This window comes from Bifidobacterium indicum (genome assembly GCF_036987015.1).
GTDB lineage: Bacteria > Actinomycetota > Actinomycetes > Actinomycetales > Bifidobacteriaceae > Bombiscardovia > Bombiscardovia indica.
On record NZ_BTXM01000001.1, the window covers coordinates 800,865 to 827,221 of the forward strand.

Here is a 26,357-nt window from a genome sequence, read left to right on the forward strand (position 1 = left end):
TGATGCCCGGCGGAGGCAATGTTAGGAGACACCATGCCCGTATACACACTTCCCGATCTGCCCTATGACTACTCGGCCCTCGAGCCCTACGTCTCAGGCAAGATCATGGAGCTCCACCACGACAAGCACCATCAGGCCTATGTGAACGGCGCCAACCAGGCCCTGGAGCAGATCCATGATGCGGCCGAGTCCGGCGACGTGGCCCAGTCCAACCTTCTGGAAAAGAACCTGGCCTTCAACCTGGCCGGCCACAAGAACCACACCATCTTCTGGAAGAACATGGCCCCCTCCATCGGCCAGGAACCAACCGGCGAACTCAAGGCCGCCATCGAGGACCAGTTCGGTTCCTTCGAGGGCTTCAAGAAGTACTTCGAGTCCATGTGCGCCGGCATCCAGGGCTCCGGTTGGGCCGTCCTGGCCTGGGACTCCCTGGGTGAGCGCCTGGTCACCCTGCAGATGTACGACCACCAGGGCAACCTGCCCGTCACCATCTTCCCGCTGGTTCTTCTGGATCTTTGGGAGCATGCCTACTACCTGGATTACCTGAACGTCAGGGCCGACTACGTCAAGGCCTGGTGGCACATCGTCAACTGGGAGGACGCCTCCAAGCGCTTCGACGAGGTCCGCAACCTGAACACCACCCTGGTCAAGTAACCACTGTCCGCCCGAGCAGTCCTCGGGCCTGGGAGCTTACCGGGAAGAGGCCCGGATACCTATCCGTCAAACCACTGACAAGTGGCAGGTGGATGCGGTATCCGGGCCTCTTCCGTGTGCCGGACCAACCACTTGGAGCCCAACGTCCCGGGCCGGTCAATTACCGAAGTATGAAATCCTGCCGGTCAGAGCGGCGGTGGCCAGGGCCGCCACGGGTACGGCCAGGCAGATCAGGAGATAGACATAATCCCGTGGACCCACATCGGACACCCTGGCATGGGTGCGTTCCTCGGTGCCACCGAACCCTCTGGCCTCCATGGCCGTGGCCAGGGTGGTCGAGCGCCTGATCGAGAGTACCAGGAGGGCGAAGGCCTGGGGGAAGAAGGCCTTGAACCTGTTCTCATCTCCCAGACCCCTGCTCCTCCTTGAGGCCGAAAGGGCGGACCAGTCGTCCCTGAGGACCGAGAAAAGCCTCAATCCGGCCAGCCCTCCATACACAAACCGCTCCGGCAGGTGGAGGACCTGGCTGAAGGCATCGGCCAGGTCGGTCGCGTCAATGCCCAGAACCGTGATGATGGCTGGGATCCCTATGGCCAGGATGCGCAGGGCCGTGGCCAGGGCCAGGTCCAGGGAACGCTGGGTGACATGGATCATCCCCCACTGCCAGTAGGTGGCTCCGCCGGCCTTTCCATAGAGGATGATGGCCAGGGCCGAACCCGGGGCACCCAGGAAGATGGGCCAGGCGGATCTGACGATCCTCAAGGGGGTGAACCCGGCAGCCATAAGGAGGAACAGTTCCAGGACCAGGGCCACCGTGGCGGACACCCAGTCCAGGCTGATCAGGAGGGGCAAGGCGGTCAGGAAGGCCCCGATCAGGCGGAAGGCCGGGTTGATGGAGGCGATGTAGGCCGATCTGCTTGACCGCCTGGGCGGCTCGTCACGCTGATCCATGGCGGCAACGGGCAGGAGTACCGGCCGGGACCCGTCAGGACCATCCGGTGACTGCACCGGGCCACCAGAGACCTTCCCCGCTCCTGGACGATCGGGGATGAGATACACAAGGCGGGCATCCAGGGCCTTGACCAGATCCATATCGTGGGTGACCACGATGATGCAGATGCCATCCGCCCGAAGGGAGTCGATCAGTTGGGCCATGCTGGTCCAGGTGGTCCTGTCCTGGCCGAAGGTCGGCTCGTCCAGGATCAGGACCCGGGGTGCGGCGGCCAGGGCGGCGGCCACGGTCAGCCTGCGCTTCTCCCCACCGGACAAGGTGTAGGGGTTGGCATTGGCGTACTGGATCAGGTTGAACCTGGTCAGGAGGTTTCTGGCCCGCTCCCTGGCCTGGTTCTGGGTCATCCCGGTTCTGAGCGGGGCCAGCATGACCTCCCCGAGGACGGAACCCCGGGCGAACTGGTGTTCCGGGTTCTGGAAGACGTAGGAGATGCGGGAGGCCAGATCGGTGGACTTCCAGGCGTATGGATCAGCCCCACCGGCTACAGACCGGGCATCGCCATCGTCCCGGATCAACCTGTCGGAGGCGACGACCCGACCGGCAAGGGGGTCCATCAGGCCGGCCAGGGTCATGGCCAGGGTGGACTTGCCGGCCCCATTGGCCCCGACCAGAGCCGTCACCTCTCCCTGACGGAAAGTCAGGTTGATACCGGAGGCGATGGACCTGCCATCACGACCGACGGACAGTTCATCCGTCTCCAGGATCGGGTCGCCAAGGCCGGAACCAGGGCCACCACCCGACCGGGCATGCGGGGAGATCGGTCCTACCTGATCCGCGGCACCCTTGTAGGGGTCGGGCACCCAGATGCCCAGGGACGCCAGATCCAGATCCCGGTCGGAGAAGACCTGGTCCGGGGTGCCATCGGCCATGATGACGGTCCGGCGGAAATCGCGCTTCCCTGTCCGGCCCTGGTCGGATTCCACAGGCCCCAGACCCAGGACGATGACCCTGTCGATCATGTCCATCCAGGGCTGTGCCCGGTGCTCCACCAGGACCATCGTGGAATCACGTCGATCAAGGACCTCACGGACCGCTCCGACGATTTGCCGCACCCCGTCCGGATCCAGGTTGGCGGTCGGTTCGTCCAGGAGAAGCAGGCCCGGCTCCATGGCCAGGGCTCCGGCCAGGGCCAGGCGCTGCATCTGACCTCCGCTCAGATGCATGGTGGACCGGGTCAGCTGCAGGTCCTGCAGACCCACTGCCCGTAAGGACTCGCGGACACGTTGCCAGATCTCCTCCCTGGGGACCCCCATGTTCTCCGGCCCGAAGGCGACGTTATCGCCGAGCCTCTGGAAGATCGCCTGGGCATCAGGGTCCTGCATGACCAGGCCCACCCGGCCACCGACCCCGCCGGCAGGGTGGCCGTCAATCAGTATCCTTCCCTGGGTCACCCCGCCGTCGGCGTCCTCCACTTCGACGATCTGCTCGTTCTGGCCCTCGGGGACGTCCAGCCCCTGGGCACCCATCTGTTCCCCAAGGAGCCCCGCGATGCCTTCCAGGATCGTCGACTTGCCGATGCCCGAGGCACCCAGCAGGAGGACCCGTTGCCCAGCGGGAATGGTCAGGGAGAGGTCACGGACCGCGAAGTGGCTCCGATAGGCATGACGGTACCCCCAGTGGACCAGGTCCAGCCCGGCCGGCCTGGTCAGGTCCGAATCATTCCCATATGGTGCTGGGTCGGTTTGTGTCACTCGACGGTTCCTTCTTCCTTGTCCGCCCTGGGGAGGCGTCCGGACTCGAACCGGTCAAGGGCACCGGTCCGGGCGATGGCCAGGTAGAGGTACCAGACCAGGACGCCTGCCAGGAGGGCGCCGGAGATCATGGTGGTCACCAGATAAACCAGTCCATAGGGGCCGGCCAGGCTGATGGCCTGGAGGTGGGTGCAGAAGGTGTAGAGCCAGCAGCCGAAACCGGCGGCCATCCCCGACAGGGTGACCGTGGGCAGGTTCCAGCGGCGGTACCGACAGAGGGCAAAGACCAGCTCGGCCATGGCGCCCTGGAGGAGGCCGATCAGGAAGACCTCGACAGGGACCCACTGGCTGCCCAGGAGGGACTCCAGGACAGCGGCGACCACCTCGGCATAGATGGCCGCCCCGGGGCGACGCACAATGACGATGGCCAGGGGGGCGGCGAAGAGATAGAGCCCGTTGAGGATGCCGGCCAGGCCTGGGATGATCCCGTCCAGGAGGGACCAGGGCACCGTGGTGACGATGGCCACCACCCAGTAGATGACCGCGCTGGCCACGCCGATGACCGATGCCACGGCGATGTCGACCACCCGCCAGCGGTTGGAATGATGGATGCGAATGGTCCCCTGAGCCCCGTCGGTCCTGCCTTCGGTACCCTTGGTTGGGGTTTGTTGCTGATTCATGATCTGTGCCTTTCCGTAGGCACACCCGTGGGTGTGCGTCCTGTTCAGGCACGGGCCGAGTGACATCCGTGCGCCGGCATTGCCCGGTAAACGTTCGTCCGGTTGAGGCTGAGCCTCCTCTCAGCCACACGCTGCTTTGCGGCATGCGGCCCCCGTGTCATCAGCCATCCTAGGACCTGCCTTGGTCAAGCCCCCAGGCGGTCCAGGAGGAGGGCTTCGGCGATGACATTGCGCTCGAGACCGTAGAGGGATATGGACTCGTTGGGACTGTGGGCATTGGCCTGGGGGTCCTCCGGGCCGGTGACCAGGACCTGGGCCCGGGGGAAGAGACGTTTGAGTTCGGGAATGAAGGGGATGGAACCACCCTCCCCCTTGTTGACCGGATCGCATCCGAAGGCCTGGCGCATGGACTCCTCGGCATCCCGGACCACACGGCTGTCCGGATCCATGGCCCATCCCATCCCGTTCTCCCCGTAGGAAACCTCGACCTGGGCACCCAGGGGGGCATGCGAGCGCAGGAAATCGGCCAGGGCCTTCTGTGCCTCCTCTGGGCGCTGGGTGGGGGCCGTCCTCAGGGAGATACGGAAGCGGGTGCTGTCGGCCAGGACGTTGAAGGATCCCTCGACCGGATGGGCGTCGAACCCGATGATCGATGCCGAGGGCTTGGTCCAGAGCCTGGATGCCAGGGAACCGGTGCCGGCCAGACGGTAGGAAGCCACCACCCCGGCGTCGCTGCGCACCTGGTCGGGGTCCAGGTCGCGTTGGAGGCCACCGATGGGTTGCCCGCCCTCGAGACCCGGGACCTCCAGCTCGCCCTGGTCGTTGTACATGGAGGCGATCAGCATGGCCGCCAGGGTGTTGGAATCCAGGATGGGGCCGCCGAACTGACCCGAATGGACCGGGTGCTCCAGGACCTTGACCGTGACGTCCAGATCGGAGTTGCCCCGCAGGGAGGTGGTCAGGCTGGGGATGCGGTCGGACCAGTTACCCGAATCGGCCACGATGATCAGGTCGGAGTCGAACTCCTCCCTATGGGCCTCGATGAAGGGGATGAAGCTGGGGGACCCCATCTCCTCCTCCCCTTCGATGAAGACCCTGATGTTGACCTTGAGGTCATCGCCCAGGGCATGAAGGGCTCCGGAATGGATGGCGATGCCGCCACCGTCGTCGGCCGAGCCGCGCCCGTAGAGCCTGTCGTCGCGCTCCACCCCGACGAAGGGGTCCGTGTCCCAGACGGTCGGATCGGGAACGGGCTGAACATCGTGGTGGGCGTAGAGGAGGACCGTGGGGGCTTCGGGGTCGACGATCCTGGAGCCGACCACCTCGTATGCACCCGGGGTGCCATCCCTGTTGGTGGATTGGACCACTTCGGCCTCGATGCCCACCCTGATCAGCTCCTCGGCCACGAATTCGGCAGAACGGCGCATGTGGTCACCGGTGATGCCCTTCGCGGAGACAGACCCCAGGGCGATCTTGTCCCTGAGCAGGTCGGTGATCCTGGTCCAGTCGGACCCCACCCTTCTGCCAATCTCCTCCAACCGTGGATCCGTCATGTCCAACCTCCTGAAAACGCTGATGAGTCTAGGCGTCACCGTAACCTGTTCGCATGACATGGAACCCCTTCACAGGCAAGGACAAGAAGGCCCAGGGCCAGGAATCAGACACCGGGGAGACCCGGGACCGTACCGAGGGCAAGGGGCGACCGACTCCCAAACGTAAGGTGGCGGAAGCCCAGACACTGCGCCCTCTGGTTCCCAAGGACCGCAAGGCCAGCCGCAAGGCCGCCAAGGCACGCATCCGGGCCAGGGAGGACGCCCAGTACGAGGCCATGAAAACGGGGGACGTGGTCCACATGCCCAAGGCGGAACGCCTGCCCTGGAGGGTCTACATCCGCGATTACGTGGATGCTCGGTTCAACCTGCTCGAGTGGTCCTTCCCGGCCATCATGGTCCTTATAGTGGGTATGTTTATATCCTTGTTCACCAGCTCCGTCACGAGCCCGGCCACCGCGACCACCATCAACCTGATCGTGACCATCGCCATCTACGTCTACATCATCATCGGCATCCTCGATACCTGGCTGATGTGGCGCAGGCTCAAGACCAAACTCATCGGGAAGTTCGGGGAGCGCTCCGTGGCCAGAGGGTCCCGTTCAGCCAGCTATGCCTGGCAGCGGGCCATGATGGTACGCCGTTGGCGGGTCCCCAAACCGACCTCACCCAAACGCGGCAACTGGCCAAAGTAGAACGGGACCGGCACACAACCGGCTGATTGCGGGGAATCACAGACCGCCCTCCCCGACCGGGGCCGGGCGGTTTTGATATTTCTCCGGGAACCGGGGCTAAGTGACCGGGTTGGCGGGAAGTGCCCACAGTGTGCAAACCACATGGCCCTGCACCGCCTTCCCCACTAGCATGGGCAACTATGAACCAAGCAGAAGATGGCATTGATTCCGTTTCGTCGGACCCTTTGAACAGTTCCAAACGTCAGTACGACGTCATCATCATCGGGTCAGGGCCAGGCGGGTATTCCGCGGCCCTGCGTTCTGCGGAGCTCGGGGCCCGGGTGGCCCTGATCGAGCGCGACCCCATACCGGGCGGAACCTGCCTGAACCGGGGGTGCATCCCGACCAAGGCCCTCCTGACCGCCACACAGGTCTTGGAGCAGGCGGCCCTGGGCGCATCCATGGGCATCCGGGTCCGGGCCCAGGGCATCGATTACCAGCGCCTGGCCGCCTACCAGGACGAGATGGTCGGAGCCATGACCGGCGGACTTGCCCAGCTCCTCGCCCAACGGAAGGTGGACCTGATCCGGGGAGAGGGGTCCATCGTCGGTGACGGCCTTGTTGCGGTCGAGACACCCGATGGTTCCACCCGCCGACTGACCACCTGCGACACGGTCCTGGCCATGGGCTCCAGGTCGCGCCCCCTGCCGGGCATCCCCTTCGGCAACCGGGTCATCGACTCCGACAGGGCCCTGCAGCTCAAGCCCTTCCCCAAACGCGTCCTGGTGGTCGGTGCAGGGGACGTGGCCCTGGAATTCGCCACCATCTGGCACCAGGCCGGTGCCGAGGTCACCTTGATGATCCGTCGCGACCGGGTCCTCTCCCACTGGGGGCGGCGGACCGGTCTGGTCATGACCCGGGAACTGAAACGTCAGGGCTTCATCATCATCCCCGGCTCCACCTGCAGGTCAATCTCCGATTCCGGCGCCGACAAACCCCTGACCGTCACCTACGGTCCCACCCAAGGCGAAGGGGATGCGGCACGGTTGGAGACCGACCTGGTCCTGGCCGCCATCGGCAGGGACCCCCAGACCGATCAGGACTGGATGAAGGGTCTGGGTATCGACACCGACGAATCCGGGCAGATTCTGACCGATTCCCAGGGCAGAACCAGCCGTGAACGCGTCTGGGCCCTGGGCGATATCACCCCGGGCCACCACCTGGCCCACCGGGCCTTCCAGCAGGGCATCACCCTGGCCGAGGCCGCGGCCGGCCTTGACCCCGAGCCGGTCAGGGAATCCACCATCCCCCAGGTGGTCTATTCGTCCCCCCAGGCGGCCTCGGTGGGCTACACCAGGCAGGAGGCCCAGGACGACCCCACCCTGAATCAGGTCGAGGAGACCATATACCCCATGCAGGCCAACTCGCGCATGCGGATGAGCGGGTACCAGGGCACCCTGAGCCTGGTCACGGCCTGCCCCTCCTCCGATCTGGACACCCGGATCGTTGTCGGCCTGGAGGTGGTCTCCCCCCAGGCCTCGGAGAACATCGCCGAAATTCAGCAGCTGGTGGGCAACCGGGTCCCCCTGGACCGGGCGGCGGGTCTGATCCATCCCCATCCGACCTTCAGCGAAGCCATAGGCGAAGCTCTGCTCAAAGCCGACGAACGACCCCTGAACATGCGGTAGACTGGTCAACCAGTGAATGTTTCCAAGTGAGGATGGTATGGCACAAGAGGATAGGGCCAAGAAGCCGAAAAAGAAGAAGGGCACGATTTCCCAGATCAGAAAGATCTTCCAATTCACCTATGCCGAGGACAAGGCCCTGCCCTGGCTCCTCCTGGGGGCCATCCTGGTGCCTACCGCGGTGGCCGTCACGGTCTGCTTCATCTTCCACGTCGGCTGGTTGAGCTGGATCCTCTTTGTCCTTCTGGGCATCATGGTGGGTCTCCTCCTGGCCACGATGACCCTGACCCGCCGCTCCGACAGGGTGGGCTATGCCAAGATGGAGGGCCGCCCAGGTGCGGCGGCCGCGGTACTGGGCAACATCTCCAGGGCCGGCTTCAGGTTCCCCCAGGACCCCGTCTGGATCGACGCCAAGACCAAGGACGCCATCTGGCGCGGCACCGGCCGTACCGGCGTCTACCTGGTTGGTGAGGGCGACTACGCCAGGGTGACCAAGGCCATGAGGCGCGAGGAGGAGAAGATCCGACGCATCACCCAGGGTTCCGACATTCCCATCTATATGATCAGTGTCGGTCAGGGCCCCAAGCAGGTGCCGTTGAACAAGCTGCAGCGAGAGGTCATCAGGAAGAAGGCCAGAATGACGTCCGACGAGCTGGCGATCCTGAACGAGCGTCTGATCACCCTCCAGAAGCGCCAGAGCGCACTGGGCATGCCAAAGGGCATCGACCCCACCAAGGTTCATGTCAGCCGCAAGGCCATGCGCGGCCGCTGACCGAGCCCATGCATCCACCCCCGACACCGACCCTCAGTGTTCAGTGTCGGGTTTTTCCGTATCAGAGCCTGTCACGCCGGTGTTACCGTTTCGCGGGTACGAAACAACCCCGTAACCTAAGTTGCGGATTGGCGAAAACTCGGGTCTCTTAGACTGTATGACTATAACGGATTTCATGAAAGGAGCAGTTCAGTGACAGAACTGAAGTCAAAGGCCGACTGTGAAGCTGTGATCAATCAGGAGGGCGTGGAGTACGTCTCCGTCAGGTTCACCGACCTGATCGGTGTCCAGCAACACTTCACCGTTCCCGCCAGCGAGTTCCTCAAGGACGCCTTCACGGACGGCATGGCCTTCGACGGCTCCTCCGTCCAGGGTTTCCAGGCCATCAACGAATCGGACATGAAGCTGATTCCTGATCCGGAAACCGCCTACCTGGATCCCTTCCGCAAGCACAAGACCCTGGATGTGGCCTTCTCGATCGTCGACCCGCTGACCGACGAGCCCTACTCCCGCGACCCCAGGCAGATCGCCTCCAAGGCCGAGGCCTACCTGAAGTCGACCGGCATCGCCGACACAGCCTCCTTCGCCCCCGAGGCGGAGTTCTTCATCTTCGACAAGGTGCGCTTCGAGAACAGCATGCAGCGGTCCTTCTACGAGGTCGACTCCATCGAGGCCCCCTGGAACTCGGGTGCCGAAATCGAGGACGACGGGTCCGAGAACATCGGCTTCAAGAACCGCGTAAAGAAAGGGTACTTCCCCGTTCCCCCGATTGACCACTACCAGGACCTGCGCGACGACATGGTCGCCAACCTGCAGAAGGTAGGTCTGATCCTGGAACGTGCCCACCACGAGGTGGGCGGAGCCGGTCAGCAGGAGATCAACTACCGGTTCAACACCCTCCTGCACGCCGGTGACGACCTGATGAAGTACAAGTACGTGGTCCACGAGACCGCGGCCCTGGCCGGCAAGGCGGCCACCTTCATGCCCAAGCCCATCGCCGGCGACAACGGGACCGGGATGCACTGCCACCAGTCCCTCTGGAAGGATGGCAAGCCCCTCTTCTACGACGAGAGGGGCTACGGCGGCCTCTCCGACATCGCCCGCTGGTATGTGGGCGGACTGATCAGGCACGCCTCCTCGGTCCTGGCCTTCACCAACCCCTCGATGAACTCCTACAAGCGGCTGGTCCCCGGCTACGAGGCCCCGGTCAATCTGGTCTATTCGGCCAGGAACCGTTCCGCCGCCATCCGCATCCCCCTGGCCGGCACCTCCCCCGCCGCCAAGCGCATCGAGTTCCGGGCGCCCGACCCCTCCTGCAACCCCTTCCTGGCCTTCTCGGCCCAGCTCATGGCCGGCCTGGACGGCATCCTCAACCACACCGAGCCCCCGGCACCCGTGGACAAGGACCTCTACGAGCTGCCCCCGGAGGAGCACGACCAGATCAAGCAGGTTCCCGGCTCCCTGGAGGAGGCCCTGAACGCCCTGGAGGAGGACCATGACTTCCTGAGTGAGGGCGACGTCTTCTCCGATGACCTGATCGAGACCTGGCTGGATCTGAAGCGGGGTGAACTCGACCAGGCCCGCCTGGCCCCCACCCCCCTGGAGTACGAACTCTACTTCCACATCTGAAACGCACCCGGGCCGACTGGACCCGGATGAGACCGACCCCCGGCGGAGACCCGCCGGGGGTCTTTGCCTTCCCCGGCGCAAGGACGCCCCCCCCCCCTGGCGCGCCCCGTCCAGCCCCTCCTGAATGCTTGACACGTAGTGGGGCTATGGAGCCGGTCACGACATGCACGCATACAATGGAGGTGGCCTGTGCTCTGGCTGCGGGAATTCATGAATCTACCCGTCTATCTGAGAACCATGTTGATGGTCGATATGGTGTGCAACTTCGGCATCGGCCTGGTCATGCCGATCGAACTCCTCTTCGCCACCCAGGCCCTGGGGGCCACCATGAGCGAGGCCACCCTCCTGGTCACCGTCAGCTCGATCGGCACCCTCATCTCCAACCCGATCATCGGATGGGTCTCAGACCGCCGGTCCTCCTGGCTGGCCATGCACACGGCCATGATCTTCTCCGTCATCGGCCCCCTGATCTTCGTTCTGGCCCACGACTACACCATGGGCGTGATCGGGGCCTTGATCTCCGGCCTGGGCATGGGAATGGAAACCTCCTGGGAGAGCATCCTGACGCAGATATCGACCAGCGATCAGCGACGGATCGTCTACGGCATCAACCAGGCCGAGCTCAACCTGGGCATCGGGCTGGGGGCCGCGGTCGGCGGACTCCTGGCGGCCGGCGGGCAGGACCACCTCTACCGGTGGGGATTCGGGGTGCGCGCCCTGGGCTTCGCCCTGGTCAGTCTCTCCCTCCTCCTGATCGAACGCCACTATGGCCTGCGGCGGCTGACCGCCCGTCTCAAGATCGAGGTCCAGGAGGAGGGAACGAAGGAAGCCCGCGCACGGAACGGCGACAAGAAGGAGGAGGCTGCACCAGGCGGTACCTGCGGCGGCAGCACCCGGTCCCTGACCTACATCGTGGCGATCATGGGACTGCTCTGTTGCGGAACCTTCTTCATGGATCTGTTCGGATACTCCCAGTTCGATGCGGGGTTGGTGACCACGCTGATTTCTAACCCCCACATCCCCCGGTGGTCACTCTCCGTGGTGGATGTGGTCAACACCTTCTCCGTGGTCATCATGAACGTCATCCTCCTGCCCAGGTTGAAGAACGTCAACCATGTCCGCCTCCTGCGCACGGTGCCGATCTTCTGGGCAGCCGCATGGGTCATCATCGTCCTGGGGCTTCGACTGTCGACCTCTGCCGGGGCCCTGGCCGCGGCCTCCCTGGGAATCATGATCTTCGGACTGGGTGAGGTACTGATGGGGATCTCCCAGCCCGTCGTGGTGGCCGAACTGGCGGGACCGGCCTACAGCGGTCGGCTCTTCGGCATGCTCAACACGGCCACATCCCTGGGATACATCGTGGGCCCCATGTTCGCCTCCTATGTGCTGAACGGGCGTGAGACCATCCCCCTCCTGTACATGTGCGCCATAGGACTGGTGGTCCTGAGCCTGCCCTGGTTCCTCTTCATCCCCTCCCGCAACCGATAGCTGCAGGGGCGGAACCAGGGCAGGCAGGGGACCCACGGCTCAGCCCGTGCCGCCGGCCGGGGCCTCGGCCCGTTTCAGGGTGCCCCAGTTCAGGTTCCACAACTCGTCGGCCCGCTTGGCCACGGACTTCGAGTGGGTGACCACAATCACGCACTTGTCGTCATTGTGGGCCAGATCCACCAGTATGTCCATGATCTTGGTGCGCGTTTCCCCGTCCAGGCTGCCGGTCGGCTCGTCGGCGATGATCACAACCGGATCGTGGGCCAGGGCACGGGCTATCCCCACACGCTGCTGCTCCCCTCCCGACAGGTTGGAGACCTGACGCCGGGCTGTCGTCCCGTCGATGCCCACCCGTTCGAGCAGGGCCAGAGCCGATTCGGTCTTTCGCCGATCCTTCACCCCGCTGATCTGCATGGACAGGACGATGTTCTCGACCGCGCTGGCCCTGTTGAGCAGGTTGTACCCCTGGAAGACCGTACCGATCTGCCTGGCGCGGTACCGGTCCCTGTCCATGTCGGCCAGGTCCGCACCCATGTAGAGCACCCGTCCGCCCGAGGCCGTGTCCAGCCCCGCCAGGAGGGAGAGGAGGGTGGTCTTACCCGCCCCTGACCTGCCCATAATGCAGGTCAGGTCACCCTTACGGAATCCTGCATTGATCCCGCCGAGGACCATCCTGCTCTGCTTGCTGTACCTGTAGGAGACGTTCTCCAAAGCAATGATGTCCATTGTTTTCCTCACTTCCCTTCCGAGAGGAGTTTTCTGGGCTGGCAACGATTGACCGAGACCATCCCCACCAAACCGGACAGGACCACCATGCCCATGGATACCCCGGAGATCTGGGCCAGGGTTGATGCGTCCATCCCCGGATTGATTGTGGCCGGTTTCAGATCCGGCTGGCTGGTGGGCTGCCCGGCCATGACGATGTTGGTCGGTCCACCGTTCCCATCCGTCTTCTCCGCCTGGGCGCTGGATTCCTGCTGCCCGGTCAGGAGGGAGTCGGCCAGGGGTTGGGCCGCGGCCGTGCCGATGCCCAATCCAAGGACCAGGCAGACGGCCACCATGGCGACTGTCTCGCTGATCAAGCCCAGGGAGACCTTCCACCCCTTCATCCCTACGGCACGCAGGACACCGATCTCATAGGCCCTGGAACGCATGGCCATCAGGCAGAGGAAGAGCAGGACCAACCCGCCAAGGACCAGGACCAGGGCCAGGAAAATGGTCGCCAGCCTGCGCAGGCTCTCCACCGGTGCCACCACCTTCCGGTAGGCTGCCTCATCGGTGCTGACCTTGAAATCGTCCGGCAGTCCCTTGGCCTTCAGCTCCTTGCGGAAGGCATCGAGCTGGTCCGGGTTCTTCAGGTAGAACCTGGGATCCAGGTAGCCCTGCTTGGCGAAGGCCGGCATCTTCTCGGCGGTCTGCCGGGAGGTGATGACCTCGTTGCCCCGGTTGAGCATGGGGGTCTTGAACTGCTGCTGGGCCTGGCCACTCATGACGGAATCGGAGTAGATGCCCGCAATGCGCAGAGGGAAGCCCTTGTCACTCGAATCCAGGCTGGTGAAGGTGACGGTGTCACCCACCTTGAGGTGGTTGAGTCTGGCCAGCTCCTGACTGATCAGGCAGTCATGGTCGCCCGAGTACCTGTGCCCCTCCACGATGTGGCGCTTGCCGTTGGCAAAGTCCTCGCTGATGGAGGGGTCGCTGTACCCCACCAGGCTGGATTTGGGCATCTCGGTCATGCCCGCCGGGCCGCCCATGGGGATCCCCTGGTCCTGGTCCTGCTCTTCATCGAGCATGGTCAGCCCCTTGACGTTTCCCGACATGTGGGCCGTATAGACGACCTTCCGGAGAAGCCGGGACCTGCCGAACTCCAGGTACTGGGCGGTGGTGGGTTGCCTGACCTTGCCCTGGGTGGCCTTGGCCATGTCCGGTGCCAGGGTCACCTTGGACCCGAACTGCCCGTGGTACCCCTGGATGAGGGAGCCCGAGGCATTCCTGATCAGCACGCCCATGGTGCAGATGACGATGATGGAGAGGGCAGTGCCGGCGAAAAGGAGGCCGCGCCCCCGGTACCTCCGGATATTCTTCATTGCATTGGTGATGATGTACAAATCAGGTCCCTTTCGGTAGGATCCGCTGCCCGTATTCGGCAGGTTCCGACGCTATATGAGAAGGGACTGGAATTTGCTTTAAGCAAACTGGACGTTTTCTGAGAGGTGGTCATTTTCAGCTCAAATTCAGGGATAATAAGAAATTCTCACCACTCCCGAGTGCCCAATAATCGAGCATGAGGACCTGCCGGCCGCATCACCCCGATACCTGCCGGGAAGTCGGCCAGACCGATTACACACCGCCACCCATGAGTGACCTGGCCAGGTTCACGAACCTCCTGGACAGGTCAGACCCGTCCAGGGACCCGTCCTCCTTGAGGACCACAGGCCGTCCCGACTCCCCTACCGTGCGCACCTCCGGCTGGAGGGGAAGCTGCTCCAGGAGGGGCACCTGGTACCCCAGGGCCTCGGTCAGCTGGTCGGAGACACGCTGACCGCCCCCCTCCCCGAAGATGTGCAGACGCTCGCCTTTGTGCTCATACCAGGACATGTTCTCCACCACGCCACGGACCCGGGTCGGGATCTGGAGTGCCACCAGGCCGGAACGGACAGCCACGTCGGATGCGGAGGGCTGGGGAGTGGTGACCACCACCAGCTCACTGTTGGGCAGGGCCTGGGCCACCGACAGGGCCATGTCTCCGGTGCCCGGCGCAAGATCGAGCAGGAGGACGTCAGGATCGCCCCACCATACGTCCGCTAGGAACTGTTCCAGGGAACGCTGCAGGCGGGGCCCCCTCCAGAGGATGGCCCGGTCGGCCCCGGCGAACATGCCGATGGAGATCAGTTTGACCCCCCAGGAGGTCACCGGCATCAGCATCCCGTTCAGGTTCGTGGGCTGGGTGTCCACCCCGAACAGACCCGGAAGGGAGAACCCGTATATGTCCGCATCGATCACGGCCGTGTCATAGCCCAGTGCGGCCAGGGTGGCCGCCAGGTTGACGGTGACCGACGACTTGCCCACTCCCCCCTTGCCCGAGGCGATGGCGAAGATGCGGGTCTTGACACCGGGCCTGTTGAAGGGGTTGCTTCGCCTGGCGGCCTTCAGATCGGCAACCAGGTTGTTCAGTTTCTCCTCGCTCATGGACGACACATCGATGTGCGAACTCAGCCGGGCCCGGGGGTAGGACGAGACCGCCCCGTTGATCTGGTTGGTGATGGTCTGGGAGAGCGGACACCCCTTGATGGTCAGCTCCACCCTGACCGTCACGTCATAGTCGGCATCGGCGTTGTCCCGACGCGGCACCACGACGATGTCGGTGATCATGCCCAGGTCGGTTATGGACCGGCCCAGCTCCGGATCGATCACCTTGCTCAGGCGCTCGAAGACCTCGCCCTTGATCCGACGGGGGAAATCCTCCCAATCCGTTTGGTCGTCCACCGCACTACCACCGTTTTCCATTCCAGACTGCTCTTGAACCATGCCGCCCACCATAGCCTGATACCAGTGCGCACTTCCAGACCGGGACTGGTCGGATATTGCGAAGAGCCGGTTCAATCCTTGTTCTACTCGCCCTGCCCCTCAGGATTTCCCGTGTCCAGAAGACGGTGGAAGGCCGCCTCGTCCAGGATGGGCAGACCCAGGCTCTCGGCCTTCTCGGCCTTGGATCCCGGATTGGCACCAATGACCACATAGGTGGTCTTCTTGCTGACCGACCCTGAGGCCTTGCCCCCGCGCTCGACGATGGCCTCCTTGGCCGAATCCCGGGAGAAGTCCTCCAGGCTGCCGGTGACCACGACGGTCATCCCCTTCAGGGCCTGGGGCTTGGTGCTGCGCTCCACGTGGGAGCCCACGCCATCTGCCTGCCAGGCATCCAGGATCCTGCCGCGCCAGTCACCCGGCCGGCGGGCACCGGCGAACCAGTCGGCTATCGAGGAGGCGATCTCAGGGCCCACCCCGTCCAGTTCGGAGAGCTCCTCCACCCCGGCATGCTCAACAGCATCCAGCGACGGGAAACGGGTGGCGATGGCCCGGGCCGAGGTCGGCCCGAGGTGCCGTATGGACAGGGCCACCAGGACCCTCCACAGGTCGGCATGCCTGGCCTTGTCGATCTCCTGGAGCATCTGCAGGGTGTTCCTGGAGGGTTCGGCATCGACCTTGCCCAGGGCCGCGTCCTGGGCCTGGGCCTCATGGTTGTTCATGGCCCGGTCGCCCTGGGCGGCCTGGTCACCCTTGGGAAGGTTGTAGAAGGCGGGCACCCGGTACCAGAGGCCGCTGCCACCGGCCCGGCGCTTCGTGGTGGTGCGGCCCTCCCTGCCCTCGACCTCCGTCTGCTCCATCAGGGGAACCTCGCGCCAGACGTAGACATGACGCAGGTCCTCCACCTTCAGATCGAAGAGGCCGGCCTCGCTGGTCAGGACGGGATCCTGCCGGGGCGGCAGCTCAAGGTCGGGGGCCGGTTGGTAGGGGGCCGCCTGGCCCCCCTGGTCCACCAGGACCTCACGCAGGCCGGGGGCGTAGACATCGACCGAGTCGGGACGGTTCTCGTCGGGATTGGTCAGGGCTATGGCGCTCTGCTCCCCCAGATGCTCGATATCCAGGGCCTTCCGGGAGGCCATGTGGATGACCCGCTCGGTCAGCTGGGCCGGGCAGGATTCCACGTTGGGACAGCGGATGTCCACGTCCCCCTCCTTGGCCGGGGCCAGGCGGGCACCGCAGCTGGGGCAGGTCTGGGGCATGACGAAGGGTTTCAGGTCCTTTTCCCGACCCTTCCGGGCCTCCATGACGGGGCCCACCAGCTCGGGAATCACGTCGCCAGCCTTGCGGACCACGACCGTGTCGCCGATCAGGATGCCCTTGCGCTTGACCTCCGAGGCGTTGTGGAGGGTGGTGCGTGAGACCGTGGATCCGGCCACGGTGACCGGGGTCAGGATGGCCACGGGGGTGATACGCCCGGTCCTGCCCACCTGGACGGTGATGTCCAGGAGCCGGGTGTTGACCTCCTCGGGCGGGTACTTGTAGGCGATGGCCCAACGGGGAGCACGGGAGGTGGCACCCAGCCTGCGTTGCAGGTCCCTGTCCTGGAGCTTGACCACGATCCCGTCCAGGGCGTGCTCGATGTCGTTGCGGTGCTGGCCATAGTGGTCGATCATGTCCAGGATCTGATCGAAGGAGGTGACGACCCTGTTGTGGGGGGAGACCGGAATCCCCCACTGCTGGTAGAGGTCATACGCCTGGGACTGGTCGATGACCTCGTCGTGGGACCCCTTGGGATGGGCCGACCCCCACCGCAGGGAACCCAGACCATGGGCGTAGAAGCTCAACCGGCGGCTGGCCGTGATACGTGGATCCTTCTGCCTGAGGGAGCCGGCGGCGGCATTGCGCGGATTGGCGAAGGGGGCCTTGCCCTCCTTCTCCTGCTGTTCGTTCAGGGCATTGAAGTCGTCGAACCGCATGAAGACCTCACCGCGGACCTCCACGAATTCGGGGATGTCCCTGGCCGGACCCGACAGGTTCTGCGGGATGGTCTGGATGGTCCTGACATTCAGGGTGATGTCCTCGCCGGTCACCCCGTCACCCCTGGTCAGCCCCTGCTCCAGTACCCCGTTATGGTAGAGGAGGTTGAGGGCCAGACCGTCGATCTTGACCTCACTGGTCATGGGAAGGGGCTTGCCCTCGGGCCAGTCCAGATCCTTACGGAGCCCGTCGTACCATTGCCGGAGCTCGGCGATGCTGAAGACGTCATCCAGGCTGAGCATCTGGGAGGGGTGGCGCACGGAGGTGAAGTCGTTGGAGAAGGTCCCGCCGACCCGGTGGGTGGGTGACTGGGGGGTGTCCAGGCTCGGGAAGCTCGATTCCAGCTCCTGGAGGCAGCGAATCCTGGCATCATAGGCCGCATCGGAGGAGACGGGGGCATCGTCGATGTAGTAGGCGATCTGGTCGGACTCCACCCAGGCGGCCAACCTGGACCAAAGACGCTGGGCCTGCTCGGCGCTCAGGGAGGCGGTATCCAGTTCACCCAGCCGCATGGCATCGGCGTCATCCGGTCGGAGGGATGATATCCAACGGTCGCTGCCTATCGCCGGTCGTTCTTCGGACGCGGCCCCCGCCTGTCTGCCGCCGGCTGTCTGTTCGTCTTCTTCGTCATGCATTGAGTGACCTCATGAATTGTGCCTGTACCACGTCAACACCTTCATTATCGTCATCGTTCATCCTCGCGGCCGCCATTGACAGGGTCCGGGCCGGGACGAACATGCCTCCATCCACGCAGACCCGTGCCGCATCGCGCACGATGGCGGCGACCTCGGTATGGGGCCAGACCGGCAGGCCGTGTTCGGCCAGGACCGCGCGGGCCGAGTCGAAATCCTCCGGCAGGACCATGCACTGGGAGTGCGCCCGGCCCCTCAGCTCGGCCAGCTCCCCCTTCAGGGCCGGGATCCTGTCGGGACTGATGTGCTCGCTCATGATATAGGCGGCCGCAGCCACGTCGAACTCATCACGCATCCATGAGGCATAGGCCAGGCGGTAGTAGGCGAAGGAGGCGTCATCCCTGTCCAGGGCCACCCGCAGGGCGTTCAAGGTGGCTGCCCGGGCCGAATCCCAGTCCTCCCGGTTGGCCAGGAGGACGGCCAGTTTCAGGTGGGAGAGCGGATACGCGGGGGCATATGCCACCATGGCGTTCAGATGCTGCAGGGCGGCCTGGTCCTCCTTGAGCTGGGAGAGGACATCGGCTATCTCCAGGTGGGCATAGAAGAGGTTGTCCGGAATCAGGAGGGTCTGCTCCCCCGGCGTGGCGAAAAGCCGGTTGTAGACCACACGTTCCGCATAGGAGTTGAAGTAGCGCGGCACGCGGTTGCCGGTCGAGAAGAAGGCATCCATCCGGTCGATGGCGGCCTGCTCCACCTGGATGGCCTGGGAGGTGGCTCCGGAGAAGAGGAGATCCCTGGCCTGGATCCTCTCCTTGTCGAGCCGGGAGGAGAGGGCGAAATCGAAGTCGGGAACCTTGGTCTCGTCGATCATGGCGGAGGCCACCAGGGGGGCCAGCTGGTCCAGCTCCGGATCGGCGATCTCCTTGATGATCCGCGTGGCCTCCTGGGCCTTGACGGCCGAGGACATGTGCTGGTTGCCACTGAGCTCGTGGAAGAGCCCCAGGGCCCGCTGCAGGAGGTCGGCCCGCTGGATGGACAGGCCCACGGCATGGTCGACCCCGAGGACCTGGGCCGCCTGGGGGGTGAAGTTGGTTTCGGAGAATTCGGGTTCCTCCTGGGAGGCCCGTGGCGAGAACCGCTCGTCCCGCATGTCGAAATCCGCATCGACCGGTGCCAGGCCCCCTTCGTGGGTGACCTCCATGGCCGCATCGAAGAAGCTGAAGACGGACTTGGGGTCGGTGATGCCCGACTGTCTGATCCGGGAGAGGAAGAGTTCCCGGCTGAAGGTGACGGTGACCAGGTTGCGGACCGTCGGATTGCTCTGGAGGGTGCTCATCGGATTCTGATCGGCGGCCTCATCCCGGGAATGGTCAGGCAAGACACCCGTGGGTGCCATGTCGGCGTCACCGTCAGAACCCTGGGTGGGGTTCTGGCTGGAGGGCCGGGCAAAGGCCGTCTCGTCCAGGTCCACCCCCTGGATCAGGTCCTTGAACTCCCTGTTGACCTCTCCCTCATCCTCGGTGTTGATGGGCCTATCGCCCTGGGAATCATCGGAGGTCTGCCCATGATCCTGGTCCTGCTGTGGCTCCTGGGCCTCATCGCCCTCTGCCGGAGGCTCCTCACCGGCCCGGGCGCGGGTTCCAGGGGCCCTCTCCTGGGGGGGCACGGCCTCGGAGACGATCGGATGGGTGGGGTCACCATGAACATCGCCATCCTTGGGATCCGCCTTGGACCCCGTGGACCCCATGTCACCGGACCGCATCCGCTCGAAGGCCTCCAGGGCCTGGCCCATCATGGCGCGGATGGCGGAGTTCTGCTCGTCCACCGCCTCCTCCAGGCCGATGGAATCGATCTGCAGGCTGACCTGACGGATGGAGGGATCCACGCCGAAGGCCAGAGCGGCCATGATCAGACCCACCCGTAGGTTGTAGTCGGCGCTCATGGCGGCCCTGTGGTCATCGTCCAGATTCACCCAGGCATGCCTGTCATCGTCATATCTGCTGGTGGGCATCATGGCCCGTCCGGCGGATGTGAAGGCGATGGCCACCTGCCCCTCCTCCAGGTTGGAACGGAACTCCACATCGAAGCGGAAGGGGAGACGAAGGCTGCGGATCAGCATGGAGAAGGTCTGTCGGTAGACCCACTCCGAGGAGGTGACCTGCCCATCCCCCTGGTCGGCCCGGACCGGAAGGGCCTGCGGAGCCTCCTGACGGACCTTGGCGGCGGTGGCCGCCGCCTTGGACAGAATGCCGTTCAGGGCCGTCCGCCCGTCATCGTGTACAGGGTCGAAGTCCCTGTCCAGGTCACCCGACCGCAACAGGGCCGCAATGGCCGGATCGTCCATGAGGGCCTGGTCCAGCCGGGCGGCCTGGACCCTGGTCACCGTGTCCTCGTTGGGATAGATGCCCAGGCTTGCATTACGCTCCAGCCAGGCGCTGACGGAGGCGAATCTGTTCAGATTCCCCTCGATCTGCAGGGCCCGGAGGGCGGCGGAGAACTCCAAGCCGTTGTCCCAGGTCAGGAAGTAGGCCCCGGAATAGGAGGAGGCATACAGGTGGAGGGGTTCGGCCCCGTGGACGGCCTCAAGTCCCGGAACCTCGTTCAGGGCGCCGGCCTCCCGCATCAGATCGGAGAAGAGATCCTCCAGACCCGATACACGCTGCCCGCTGGAACGGGCCCGAACCGTGTCCTGGACGCTGCGGCGGATGGCCCCCATGGGCGCCTCGCGGTTGAGGCGGTGGAAGATGTTCCCGGAGCCGAACCCGGTGAAGACCCCCTGGATGTGGGGCAGCAGGTATGCCGTGAAGAACGAGATGGCCACCGCATCCCGGTATTCCAGATTGAAGCGCAGGTCGGGAGGCAGCTGCGGACGGAGTTGTTCCAGGGTGTAGCAACCGTCATAACGGAGCCAGGAAGCCAACCAGCAGAGGTTTCCCCCCTGGTCCCTGCCCACGATGCCGCCCTGGAGGGCGTGGACGGCAGGGGCCTGCCGATCTCCTTCCCGGCGCCCGAAACGACTGCCGTAGGGCAGGGATATCTCCTGCTCCCTGCCCAGCATGAAGGCCGGTTCCTGGTTCTGCACGTCCATCTGCACCTGCTGACCGACGAAGACCCTACCGTGGTCGTCGGCCAGGGCAACCTGGACGAAGTGGGAACGATCCGTAAAGACCCCGAGCGAGAAGAACCTCCCCCTGGTCCTGGGCCATTGGACCCATCCCAGGGTCAATCCCTCGGGCACCCCTTGAATCTCGGGGAAAAGGTGGCGCTTGACCATGGGTCCCAATTGGTGGCTGCTCGAAGTCAGGAGATCATGCATGAAGGCTTCGTCGGGGCGCCCGCCGTTCTGAGCGTATGCCCGGGCGGCCTTCCTGACCGTAGCACTCAAGGGCTGGTTGTTATCCGGGTTTTCCCCGTCCAGGAAGTCCTCGACCTTCCCCGCCAGGGCCGACCACAGGGAACGTGCCTTCCTCGAAAAATCCCCCAGGCCGTCGGACTTGTTCACGCTCTTGGACATGTTCACAATTGTCCCAATTCATCCAGACATGTCGCTTATAGAATAAAGGGGTGATACGAACCCCCGTCATGCCCCGAATGCGGGCTCCAGGCCGCCTGGCCTTCTGCCTGGGCATCCTCCTGGTCCTGGCCATGGAGCTCGGTGTGTTCAACCTGGCCCACTGGCAGTCCATGGGGGCCGGCTCCCTGATAGGGGCCGGACAGGCCCAGGCGGATCCTGAGCTGGGACCGGGTCTGAAAGCCCTCCAGGGAGGGGGCCTGCTGGTAACGGACCCGGCCGGGGCTTGGATCCAGGTCGGCTCCCCCTCCCATCGGTCAGGGTTCATCCGGGTGGAGACGTCCAATCCGGCCGGGGGTGACAAACCAGACGAAATCCCAGAACGAATCCATGTCCGTCTGGATGCCCGGTACTCCCATCCAAGGGGGTGGGTCAGAGGTGGCAGCGGCCTGGTCGTGGACCGGCTGGACAGGACGCACTACCTGCGCAACTCGGCCCGTCCAACCCAGGAGGGGTCCTCCCTGACGGCCCTGCGCCTATGGATACAGGAACCGGAGGGATCCCGTCTGCCCATCGGGACCTTCACCCCTGACGTCCAAGTTCCCCTGAGCATCAACCCGGTCCGCCTGATTGCCATGGTGGCCCTGATCCTCATGATCGCCGCCTTCCTGCCCGGCTCCCGCCTCTGGCGGATACCGTTGGATGCAAAATCCGGGAGACAACGGCTGGCCCTGACCCTGGCCCTGACCCCCCTCCTGGCCTGGGCCGCCTGGTCCATACTGCACGAAATGGCGACCTTCGTGCCCGGCGACTTCCACCACCCCAACTCCTACGTCTATGACTTCAACCAGTACGACCATGTTGCCCAGGCCCTCCTCCAGGGCAGACCCTGGCTGAACATGGACCAGGCACCCGGCCTTGCCCAGGCGCACAACCCCTACGACATCGCCACCAGGAACGCCCTCCTGGCACAGGACCAGAAACCCATCTACTGGGACTATGTCTATTGGCAGGGGCACTGGTACTCGTACTTCGGGGTCCTCCCCGCCGTCCTGTTCTTCATGCCCTATCGGGCCCTGACCTCCCTCTTCCACCCCGGCGGGTACGCCTTGTCCACGGCTGCGGCGGCCTCCTTCCTGGTGACCCTGGCCACGGTCATGACGATTCTTATGGTCATCCGCCTCCTGGCCCGTCACTTCCCGGGAATCAGTCTGGCCACGACTGCCCTGGCCCTGGTGACGATCCTGACCGGATCGAACATGGCCCATCTCTGGTGCAGGAAGAACTTCTACACGCTGCCCTTCGACGCGGCCCTCCTGACCCTGATGACCGGGCTCTGGATCTGGCTGGGAGCGCGGAGGGTCCGGGCTGAGGGGGGGCACACCCGCATGTGGACCCTGGCGGACGGGGGTGCCTGGCTCCCTGATTCCCGGGATCAGGGTCGGGGTTGGCACCTGTCGAAATGGCGCATCTTCCTGGGTTCGCTCTGCGTGGCCGCCACCCTGGGATGCCGACCCACCTTCCTGGTGGCCGGGCTCCTGGCCATTCCCATATTCTCCCAGGAAATCAAGGCCATGACAGGCTCCCTCCGCCACGGTTCCGAGAAGACCGCGGACAGGGGAACCAGGCCCTCGGGTGGAACCCCGGCAGGCATATTGGGGGTCGCCCTCCTCCCCCTGCCCATCGTGGCAGCCCCACTGCTCTGGTACAACCACTGGCGGTTCGGGTCCATCCTGAACTTCGGCAACAGGTACCAGATGACCGTCGTGGACCTGACCCACTACCACCCCGATCTGGGCAGCCTGCCAGGGATCTTCGGCTACTACCTCTTCCAACCGCTGACCACCAGGACCGCATTCCCCTACCTGCAGAACTCCCCCGCGCCCTTGAGCATCTGGCATTACACCGAACCGGGCATCGGCGGCCTCCTGGTCATCGCACCGGTGATCCTGGTCTGTCTGACCCTCCTCTGCTCAGCCAGGGTGCGTCGGGACCTGAACGACCGCAACCTGTCGGGACTGGTCATCGTGCCCCTGCCTCTGGCTCTCATACTCATGGCCCTTGATTCCTATTTGGGTGGGTTCTCCGACCGGTACATGCTCGACTTCGCCTGGCTCCTGGCCCTGGTGTCGGTCCTGGTCCTGGCCACCCGTGACCGGCTCGGCCAGGGAATCCCGGACCGGCCTCAGAAGGATCCGGACGAGGGAGGCAGCAAGGCCGAGAGGGCTGTGTCAATCCTCCTGGTCCTGTCCTGCCTGGTATCGGTGGTCCTCATGGTGGGATATGCCCTGGTCCTCTTCTCCCACTTCGAGACCTCGCTGTTCACCACCATCGAGGTCTGGTTCACCCTCCTGTAAACAACCGAGGGACATCAGGATCGGCAACCGGCATCGACAGTGCGCGGACCAAACCGGATCGGAACGGCGAAAGCCGGGCCAGCAGCAATGAAGAGGGTCGGTGCCCACCATCCGAACAGTGGACGCCGACCCTTGCCGAATCGTCGGGAAATCAGCCCGGCAAGACCGTTGCCTTACTCATGGCCCTTGGAGGCCCCGATCAGCCCCTTCTGCTCAAGCGCCTGCTGATAGTCGGTTATCATGTCGGCAACCACGCGGCGTCCGTCCCCACCCGAGATGGTGATGACCGAGACCAGCGGCATGCTGTCGAAGAGCTTGGCCGTGTTGGGATCGTTGGGCATGGGGACCTTGCCCCCCTCGACATGGGACTTCATGATCGGCCCGCCGATGGGGTCCTCCCGCCATTCCTCCATGGTGGAGTCCGAGTTGAGCCTGATGAAGAGCCCGTCCCCGTCCAGGTCCACGTCCAGCCTGGCCACCAGGTCCCGGGAGGAGGTACCGACCTCGATCCCGTAGGTGCCGGCCTCGACGTGCCACCCGTCCATGGCGGTCGACCAGTAGGCGAAGTCACGCTGGTCCAGGTCCATCCTGACCTCCCGGGACTGACCGGCCTTGAGGAAGACCTTGGCAAAAGCCTTGAGCTCATGCGAAGGACGACCCACCTTGGAGGCGCAGGGAGCCACATAGACCTGAACGGTCTGGGCCCCGTCGACACGGGAGGTGTTGGCCACGGTCATGCTGACCTGTACGGCGTTGGGGCCGGTCTTCTCCAGGCGCACATCCGAAATCTCGAAGGTCGAGTAGGACAGACCGAAACCGAAGGGGAAGGCGACCCGCCTCTTGAAGGTGTCGTAGTAGCGGTAACCCACATAGACACCTTCACCGTAGCGGGAGTGCCCCTCCTCGCCCGGGAAGGAGGTGATCGTGGGGTTGTCCTCCAGGTGCTCGGGAATGGTCTCGGGCAGTCTGCCGGAGGGGTTGGCCTGGCCGGTCAGGATGTCGACGACGGCCTGGCCTCCGGCCTGGCCCAGGAGCCAGGACTCCAGAACGGCCTTGGCCTGGGGGATCCAGTCCGTCACGGAGACCACGGATCCATTGGATAGGACCACGATCACCTGGTCGTTGGCCTGGCCGACCGCCTTGAGGAGGTCGAGCTGCTTTGCGGGCAGGTCCATGCTGGTCCGGTCGAACCCTTCGGACTCCGCATCCTCGGGCAGACCGAGGAAGAGGACCACCTTGTCGGCACCGGCGGCGGCCTTGAGGGCCTGATCGGTCAGCGCGGCATCCTGGGGGGCGTCGTCCAGGGTGAACCCGGGAGCGAAGTCCACATCCATGCCGGTCTCCTTGAAGGAGTCCAGGGCCGTGGTGACCTTGGTGGGGGTGATGTGGGAGGAGCCACCACCCTGGTAGCGCGGGGTCCGCGCGAATTCACCGATCAGGGCGATCTTCTCGCCAGCCGAGAGGGGAAGGACCCCGTCCTCGTTCTTGAGCATGACGATGGATTCCTGGGCGGCCTGACGGGCCACCTGGTTGTGGGCCCCCACATCATAGCGGTAACCCTTCTGCGACATGGCCGGACGTGCTTTCGCGATCAGGTCCAGGACCCCCTGGGCCATCCTGTCCAGCTGGTCCTTGTCCAGGTTCCCCGCCTGGACGGCCTGAACCACCTCCTGGTCGCTGTCGGAGGGAGGCATCTCCAGATTCAGTCCGGCCCGCAGGGCGGCAGCCCTGTCGTGGACAGCACCCCAATCCGACATGACCAGTCCCTCATACCCCCACTCACCGCGCAGCACGTCGGTCAGAAGCCAGCGGTTCTCCGACCCATAGACCCCGTTGAGCTTGTTGTATGCGCACATGATGGTCCAGGGCTTGGCATGCTTGACCACATACTCGAAGGCAGGCAGGTAGATCTCTCGCAGGGTGCGCTGATCGACGTCCGAGCTGACCCTGAGCCGATCGGTCTCCTGGTTGTTGGCGGCGAAGTGCTTCAGGGAGGTGCCCACCCCCTTGGACTGGACCCCCTCGACCAGACCGGCGGCCTGGTGCCCGGCCAGGACCGGATCCTCCGAGTAGTACTCGAAGTTGCGGCCACCCAGGGGGCTGCGCTTGATGTTGATGCCAGGCCCCAGGATGACGGCAACCTCTTCCTGGATGCACTCCTCGCCCATGGCCTGGCCCACCCGGTAGGTCAGATCCGGATTCCAGGAGGAGGCCAGTCCGGCGGTCGGCGGGAAGCAGGTGGCGGGAACCGATCCGTAGACGTCCGACCCGGTTGCCTTGCGCAGTCCGTAAGGGCCGTCGGTGATCATGTACCCCTCGTAGCCCTGTTCTGGCACCCCCTGCAGGTGCCAGGAATCCGACCCCGAGGTCAGGGACGCCTCCTGCCTGAGGTCCAACTCGCCGGCCTTGATGTTTCTGTCTTGACTCATGGTATGTAATTCCTTCCTGTTATGGAAAAAC

At 64.6% G+C, this 26,357-nt stretch carries 16 protein-coding genes and 2 pseudogenes; 7 read left to right on the top strand and 11 right to left on the bottom strand.

The features are described 5' to 3' along the window. The first annotated feature begins 33 nt into the window (after window positions 1-33). Window positions 34-654: a superoxide dismutase gene (locus AACP59_RS03470; RefSeq protein ID WP_297316739.1), complete on the top strand. Its 621-nt coding sequence runs from the start codon at window positions 34-36 to the stop codon at window positions 652-654. Window positions 655-810: 156 nt separating this feature from the next. On the opposite strand, the gene AACP59_RS09485 is transcribed toward AACP59_RS03470, so the two are convergent. From AACP59_RS09485 to AACP59_RS03485, 5 genes and pseudogenes are all read right to left on the bottom strand, one after another. Beyond that, complete coding sequence (locus tag AACP59_RS09485) at window positions 811-1,809, bottom strand: energy-coupling factor transporter transmembrane component T family protein (protein ID WP_370465984.1); 999 nt, start codon at window positions 1,807-1,809, stop codon at window positions 811-813. A gap of 42 nt (window positions 1,810-1,851) precedes the next feature. Then, window positions 1,852-2,775, bottom strand: a pseudogene (locus AACP59_RS09585) (ATP-binding cassette domain-containing protein); the annotation flags it as partial. Next, window positions 2,749-3,357, bottom strand: a pseudogene (locus AACP59_RS09495) (ABC transporter ATP-binding protein); the annotation flags it as partial. The pseudogenes AACP59_RS09585 and AACP59_RS09495, both read right to left, overlap by 27 nt. Then, window positions 3,354-4,037, bottom strand: a complete 684-nt coding sequence (locus tag AACP59_RS03480) for an ECF transporter S component (protein WP_339349874.1) — start codon at window positions 4,035-4,037, stop codon at window positions 3,354-3,356. The gene AACP59_RS03480 and the pseudogene AACP59_RS09495, both read right to left, overlap by 4 nt. Before the next feature lie 185 nt (window positions 4,038-4,222). Continuing rightward, window positions 4,223-5,590 (bottom strand): dipeptidase, encoded by a 1,368-nt coding sequence (locus tag AACP59_RS03485; RefSeq protein ID WP_339349875.1) that lies wholly within the window; start codon window positions 5,588-5,590, stop codon window positions 4,223-4,225. Between the two features lie 53 nt (window positions 5,591-5,643). Between AACP59_RS03485 and AACP59_RS03490 the strand changes: the two genes are divergently transcribed. The 5 genes from AACP59_RS03490 (at window position 5,644) to AACP59_RS03510 (ending at window position 11,835) form a co-directional block, all read left to right on the top strand. Next, window positions 5,644-6,282 carry a DUF3043 domain-containing protein gene (locus AACP59_RS03490; RefSeq protein ID WP_297316736.1) on the top strand — a complete coding sequence of 213 codons (639 nt, stop codon included), beginning with the start codon at window positions 5,644-5,646 and terminating at the stop codon, window positions 6,280-6,282. A 179-nt stretch (window positions 6,283-6,461) separates the two neighbouring features. Further along, window positions 6,462-7,949 carry a dihydrolipoyl dehydrogenase family protein gene (locus AACP59_RS03495; RefSeq protein WP_339349877.1) on the top strand — a complete coding sequence of 496 codons (1,488 nt, stop codon included), beginning with the start codon at window positions 6,462-6,464 and terminating at the stop codon, window positions 7,947-7,949. Window positions 7,950-7,986: 37 nt separating this feature from the next. Beyond that, on the top strand, window positions 7,987-8,718 hold the full coding sequence (locus AACP59_RS03500; protein ID WP_339349879.1) for a DUF4191 domain-containing protein: 732 nt from the start codon (window positions 7,987-7,989) through the stop codon (window positions 8,716-8,718). Window positions 8,719-8,910: 192 nt separating this feature from the next. After that, window positions 8,911-10,347: a type I glutamate--ammonia ligase gene (gene glnA, locus AACP59_RS03505; protein WP_339349880.1), complete on the top strand. Its 1,437-nt coding sequence runs from the start codon at window positions 8,911-8,913 to the stop codon at window positions 10,345-10,347. Between the two features lie 189 nt (window positions 10,348-10,536). Next, a complete protein-coding gene (locus AACP59_RS03510) occupies window positions 10,537-11,835 on the top strand; it encodes an MFS transporter (RefSeq protein ID WP_339349882.1) in 1,299 nt (432 codons plus the stop codon). 39 nt (window positions 11,836-11,874) lie between these two features. Here the strand turns inward: AACP59_RS03510 and AACP59_RS03515 are convergent, their stop codons facing one another. From AACP59_RS03515 to AACP59_RS03535, 5 genes are all read right to left on the bottom strand, one after another. Beyond that, window positions 11,875-12,561, bottom strand: coding sequence for an ABC transporter ATP-binding protein (locus AACP59_RS03515; protein WP_297317428.1), 687 nt, complete (start codon window positions 12,559-12,561; stop codon window positions 11,875-11,877). A gap of 8 nt (window positions 12,562-12,569) precedes the next feature. Beyond that, entirely contained in the window at window positions 12,570-13,943 is a 1,374-nt protein-coding gene (locus tag AACP59_RS03520; protein ID WP_339349885.1) for an ABC transporter permease, read from the bottom strand. 232 nt (window positions 13,944-14,175) lie between these two features. Continuing rightward, window positions 14,176-15,342, bottom strand: a complete 1,167-nt coding sequence (locus AACP59_RS03525) for an Mrp/NBP35 family ATP-binding protein (RefSeq protein WP_339351185.1) — start codon at window positions 15,340-15,342, stop codon at window positions 14,176-14,178. A gap of 104 nt (window positions 15,343-15,446) precedes the next feature. Next, complete coding sequence (gene ligA / locus AACP59_RS03530; RefSeq protein WP_339349887.1) at window positions 15,447-18,032, bottom strand: NAD-dependent DNA ligase LigA; 2,586 nt, start codon at window positions 18,030-18,032, stop codon at window positions 15,447-15,449. Next, window positions 18,025-21,543 carry a tetratricopeptide repeat protein gene (locus AACP59_RS03535; RefSeq protein ID WP_339349889.1) on the bottom strand — a complete coding sequence of 1,173 codons (3,519 nt, stop codon included), beginning with the start codon at window positions 21,541-21,543 and terminating at the stop codon, window positions 18,025-18,027. The genes ligA and AACP59_RS03535 overlap by 8 nt, the downstream gene beginning before the upstream one ends. A 77-nt stretch (window positions 21,544-21,620) precedes the next feature. On the opposite strand from AACP59_RS03535, the gene AACP59_RS03540 reads away from it, so the two are divergent. Beyond that, the gene (locus AACP59_RS03540; RefSeq protein ID WP_339349891.1) at window positions 21,621-23,897 is read left to right on the top strand and encodes a hypothetical protein; all 2,277 of its coding nucleotides are present in this window, start codon (window positions 21,621-21,623) and stop codon (window positions 23,895-23,897) included. 173 nt (window positions 23,898-24,070) lie between these two features. Here AACP59_RS03540 and AACP59_RS03545 read toward each other — a convergent pair whose 3' ends face one another. Beyond that, the gene (locus AACP59_RS03545; protein WP_339349893.1) at window positions 24,071-26,326 is read right to left on the bottom strand and encodes an exo-alpha-(1->6)-L-arabinopyranosidase; all 2,256 of its coding nucleotides are present in this window, start codon (window positions 26,324-26,326) and stop codon (window positions 24,071-24,073) included. Window positions 26,327-26,357 lie beyond the last annotated feature (31 nt).

What these genes read in the sequence shown, in the direction of transcription:
- AACP59_RS03480 (WP_339349874.1), bottom strand. Translation starts at nt 4,037, where the DNA reads ATGAATCAGCAACAAACCCCAACCAAGGGTACCGAAGGCAGGACCGAC.
- AACP59_RS03490 (WP_297316736.1), top strand. Translation starts at nt 5,644, where the DNA reads ATGACATGGAACCCCTTCACAGGCAAGGACAAGAAGGCCCAGGGCCAG.
- AACP59_RS03515 (WP_297317428.1), bottom strand. Translation starts at nt 12,561, where the DNA reads ATGGACATCATTGCTTTGGAGAACGTCTCCTACAGGTACAGCAAGCAG.
- AACP59_RS03495 (WP_339349877.1), top strand. Translation starts at nt 6,462, where the DNA reads ATGAACCAAGCAGAAGATGGCATTGATTCCGTTTCGTCGGACCCTTTG.
- AACP59_RS03485 (WP_339349875.1), bottom strand. Translation starts at nt 5,590, where the DNA reads ATGACGGATCCACGGTTGGAGGAGATTGGCAGAAGGGTGGGGTCCGAC.
- AACP59_RS03470 (WP_297316739.1), top strand. Translation starts at nt 34, where the DNA reads ATGCCCGTATACACACTTCCCGATCTGCCCTATGACTACTCGGCCCTC.
- AACP59_RS03525 (WP_339351185.1), bottom strand. Translation starts at nt 15,342, where the DNA reads ATGGAAAACGGTGGTAGTGCGGTGGACGACCAAACGGATTGGGAGGAT.
- AACP59_RS09485 (WP_370465984.1), bottom strand. Translation starts at nt 1,809, where the DNA reads ATGGCCCAACTGATCGACTCCCTTCGGGCGGATGGCATCTGCATCATC.
- AACP59_RS03545 (WP_339349893.1), bottom strand. Translation starts at nt 26,326, where the DNA reads ATGAGTCAAGACAGAAACATCAAGGCCGGCGAGTTGGACCTCAGGCAG.
- AACP59_RS03500 (WP_339349879.1), top strand. Translation starts at nt 7,987, where the DNA reads ATGGCACAAGAGGATAGGGCCAAGAAGCCGAAAAAGAAGAAGGGCACG.
- ligA (WP_339349887.1), bottom strand. Translation starts at nt 18,032, where the DNA reads ATGCATGACGAAGAAGACGAACAGACAGCCGGCGGCAGACAGGCGGGG.
- AACP59_RS03535 (WP_339349889.1), bottom strand. Translation starts at nt 21,543, where the DNA reads ATGTCCAAGAGCGTGAACAAGTCCGACGGCCTGGGGGATTTTTCGAGG.
- AACP59_RS03540 (WP_339349891.1), top strand. Translation starts at nt 21,621, where the DNA reads ATGCGGGCTCCAGGCCGCCTGGCCTTCTGCCTGGGCATCCTCCTGGTC.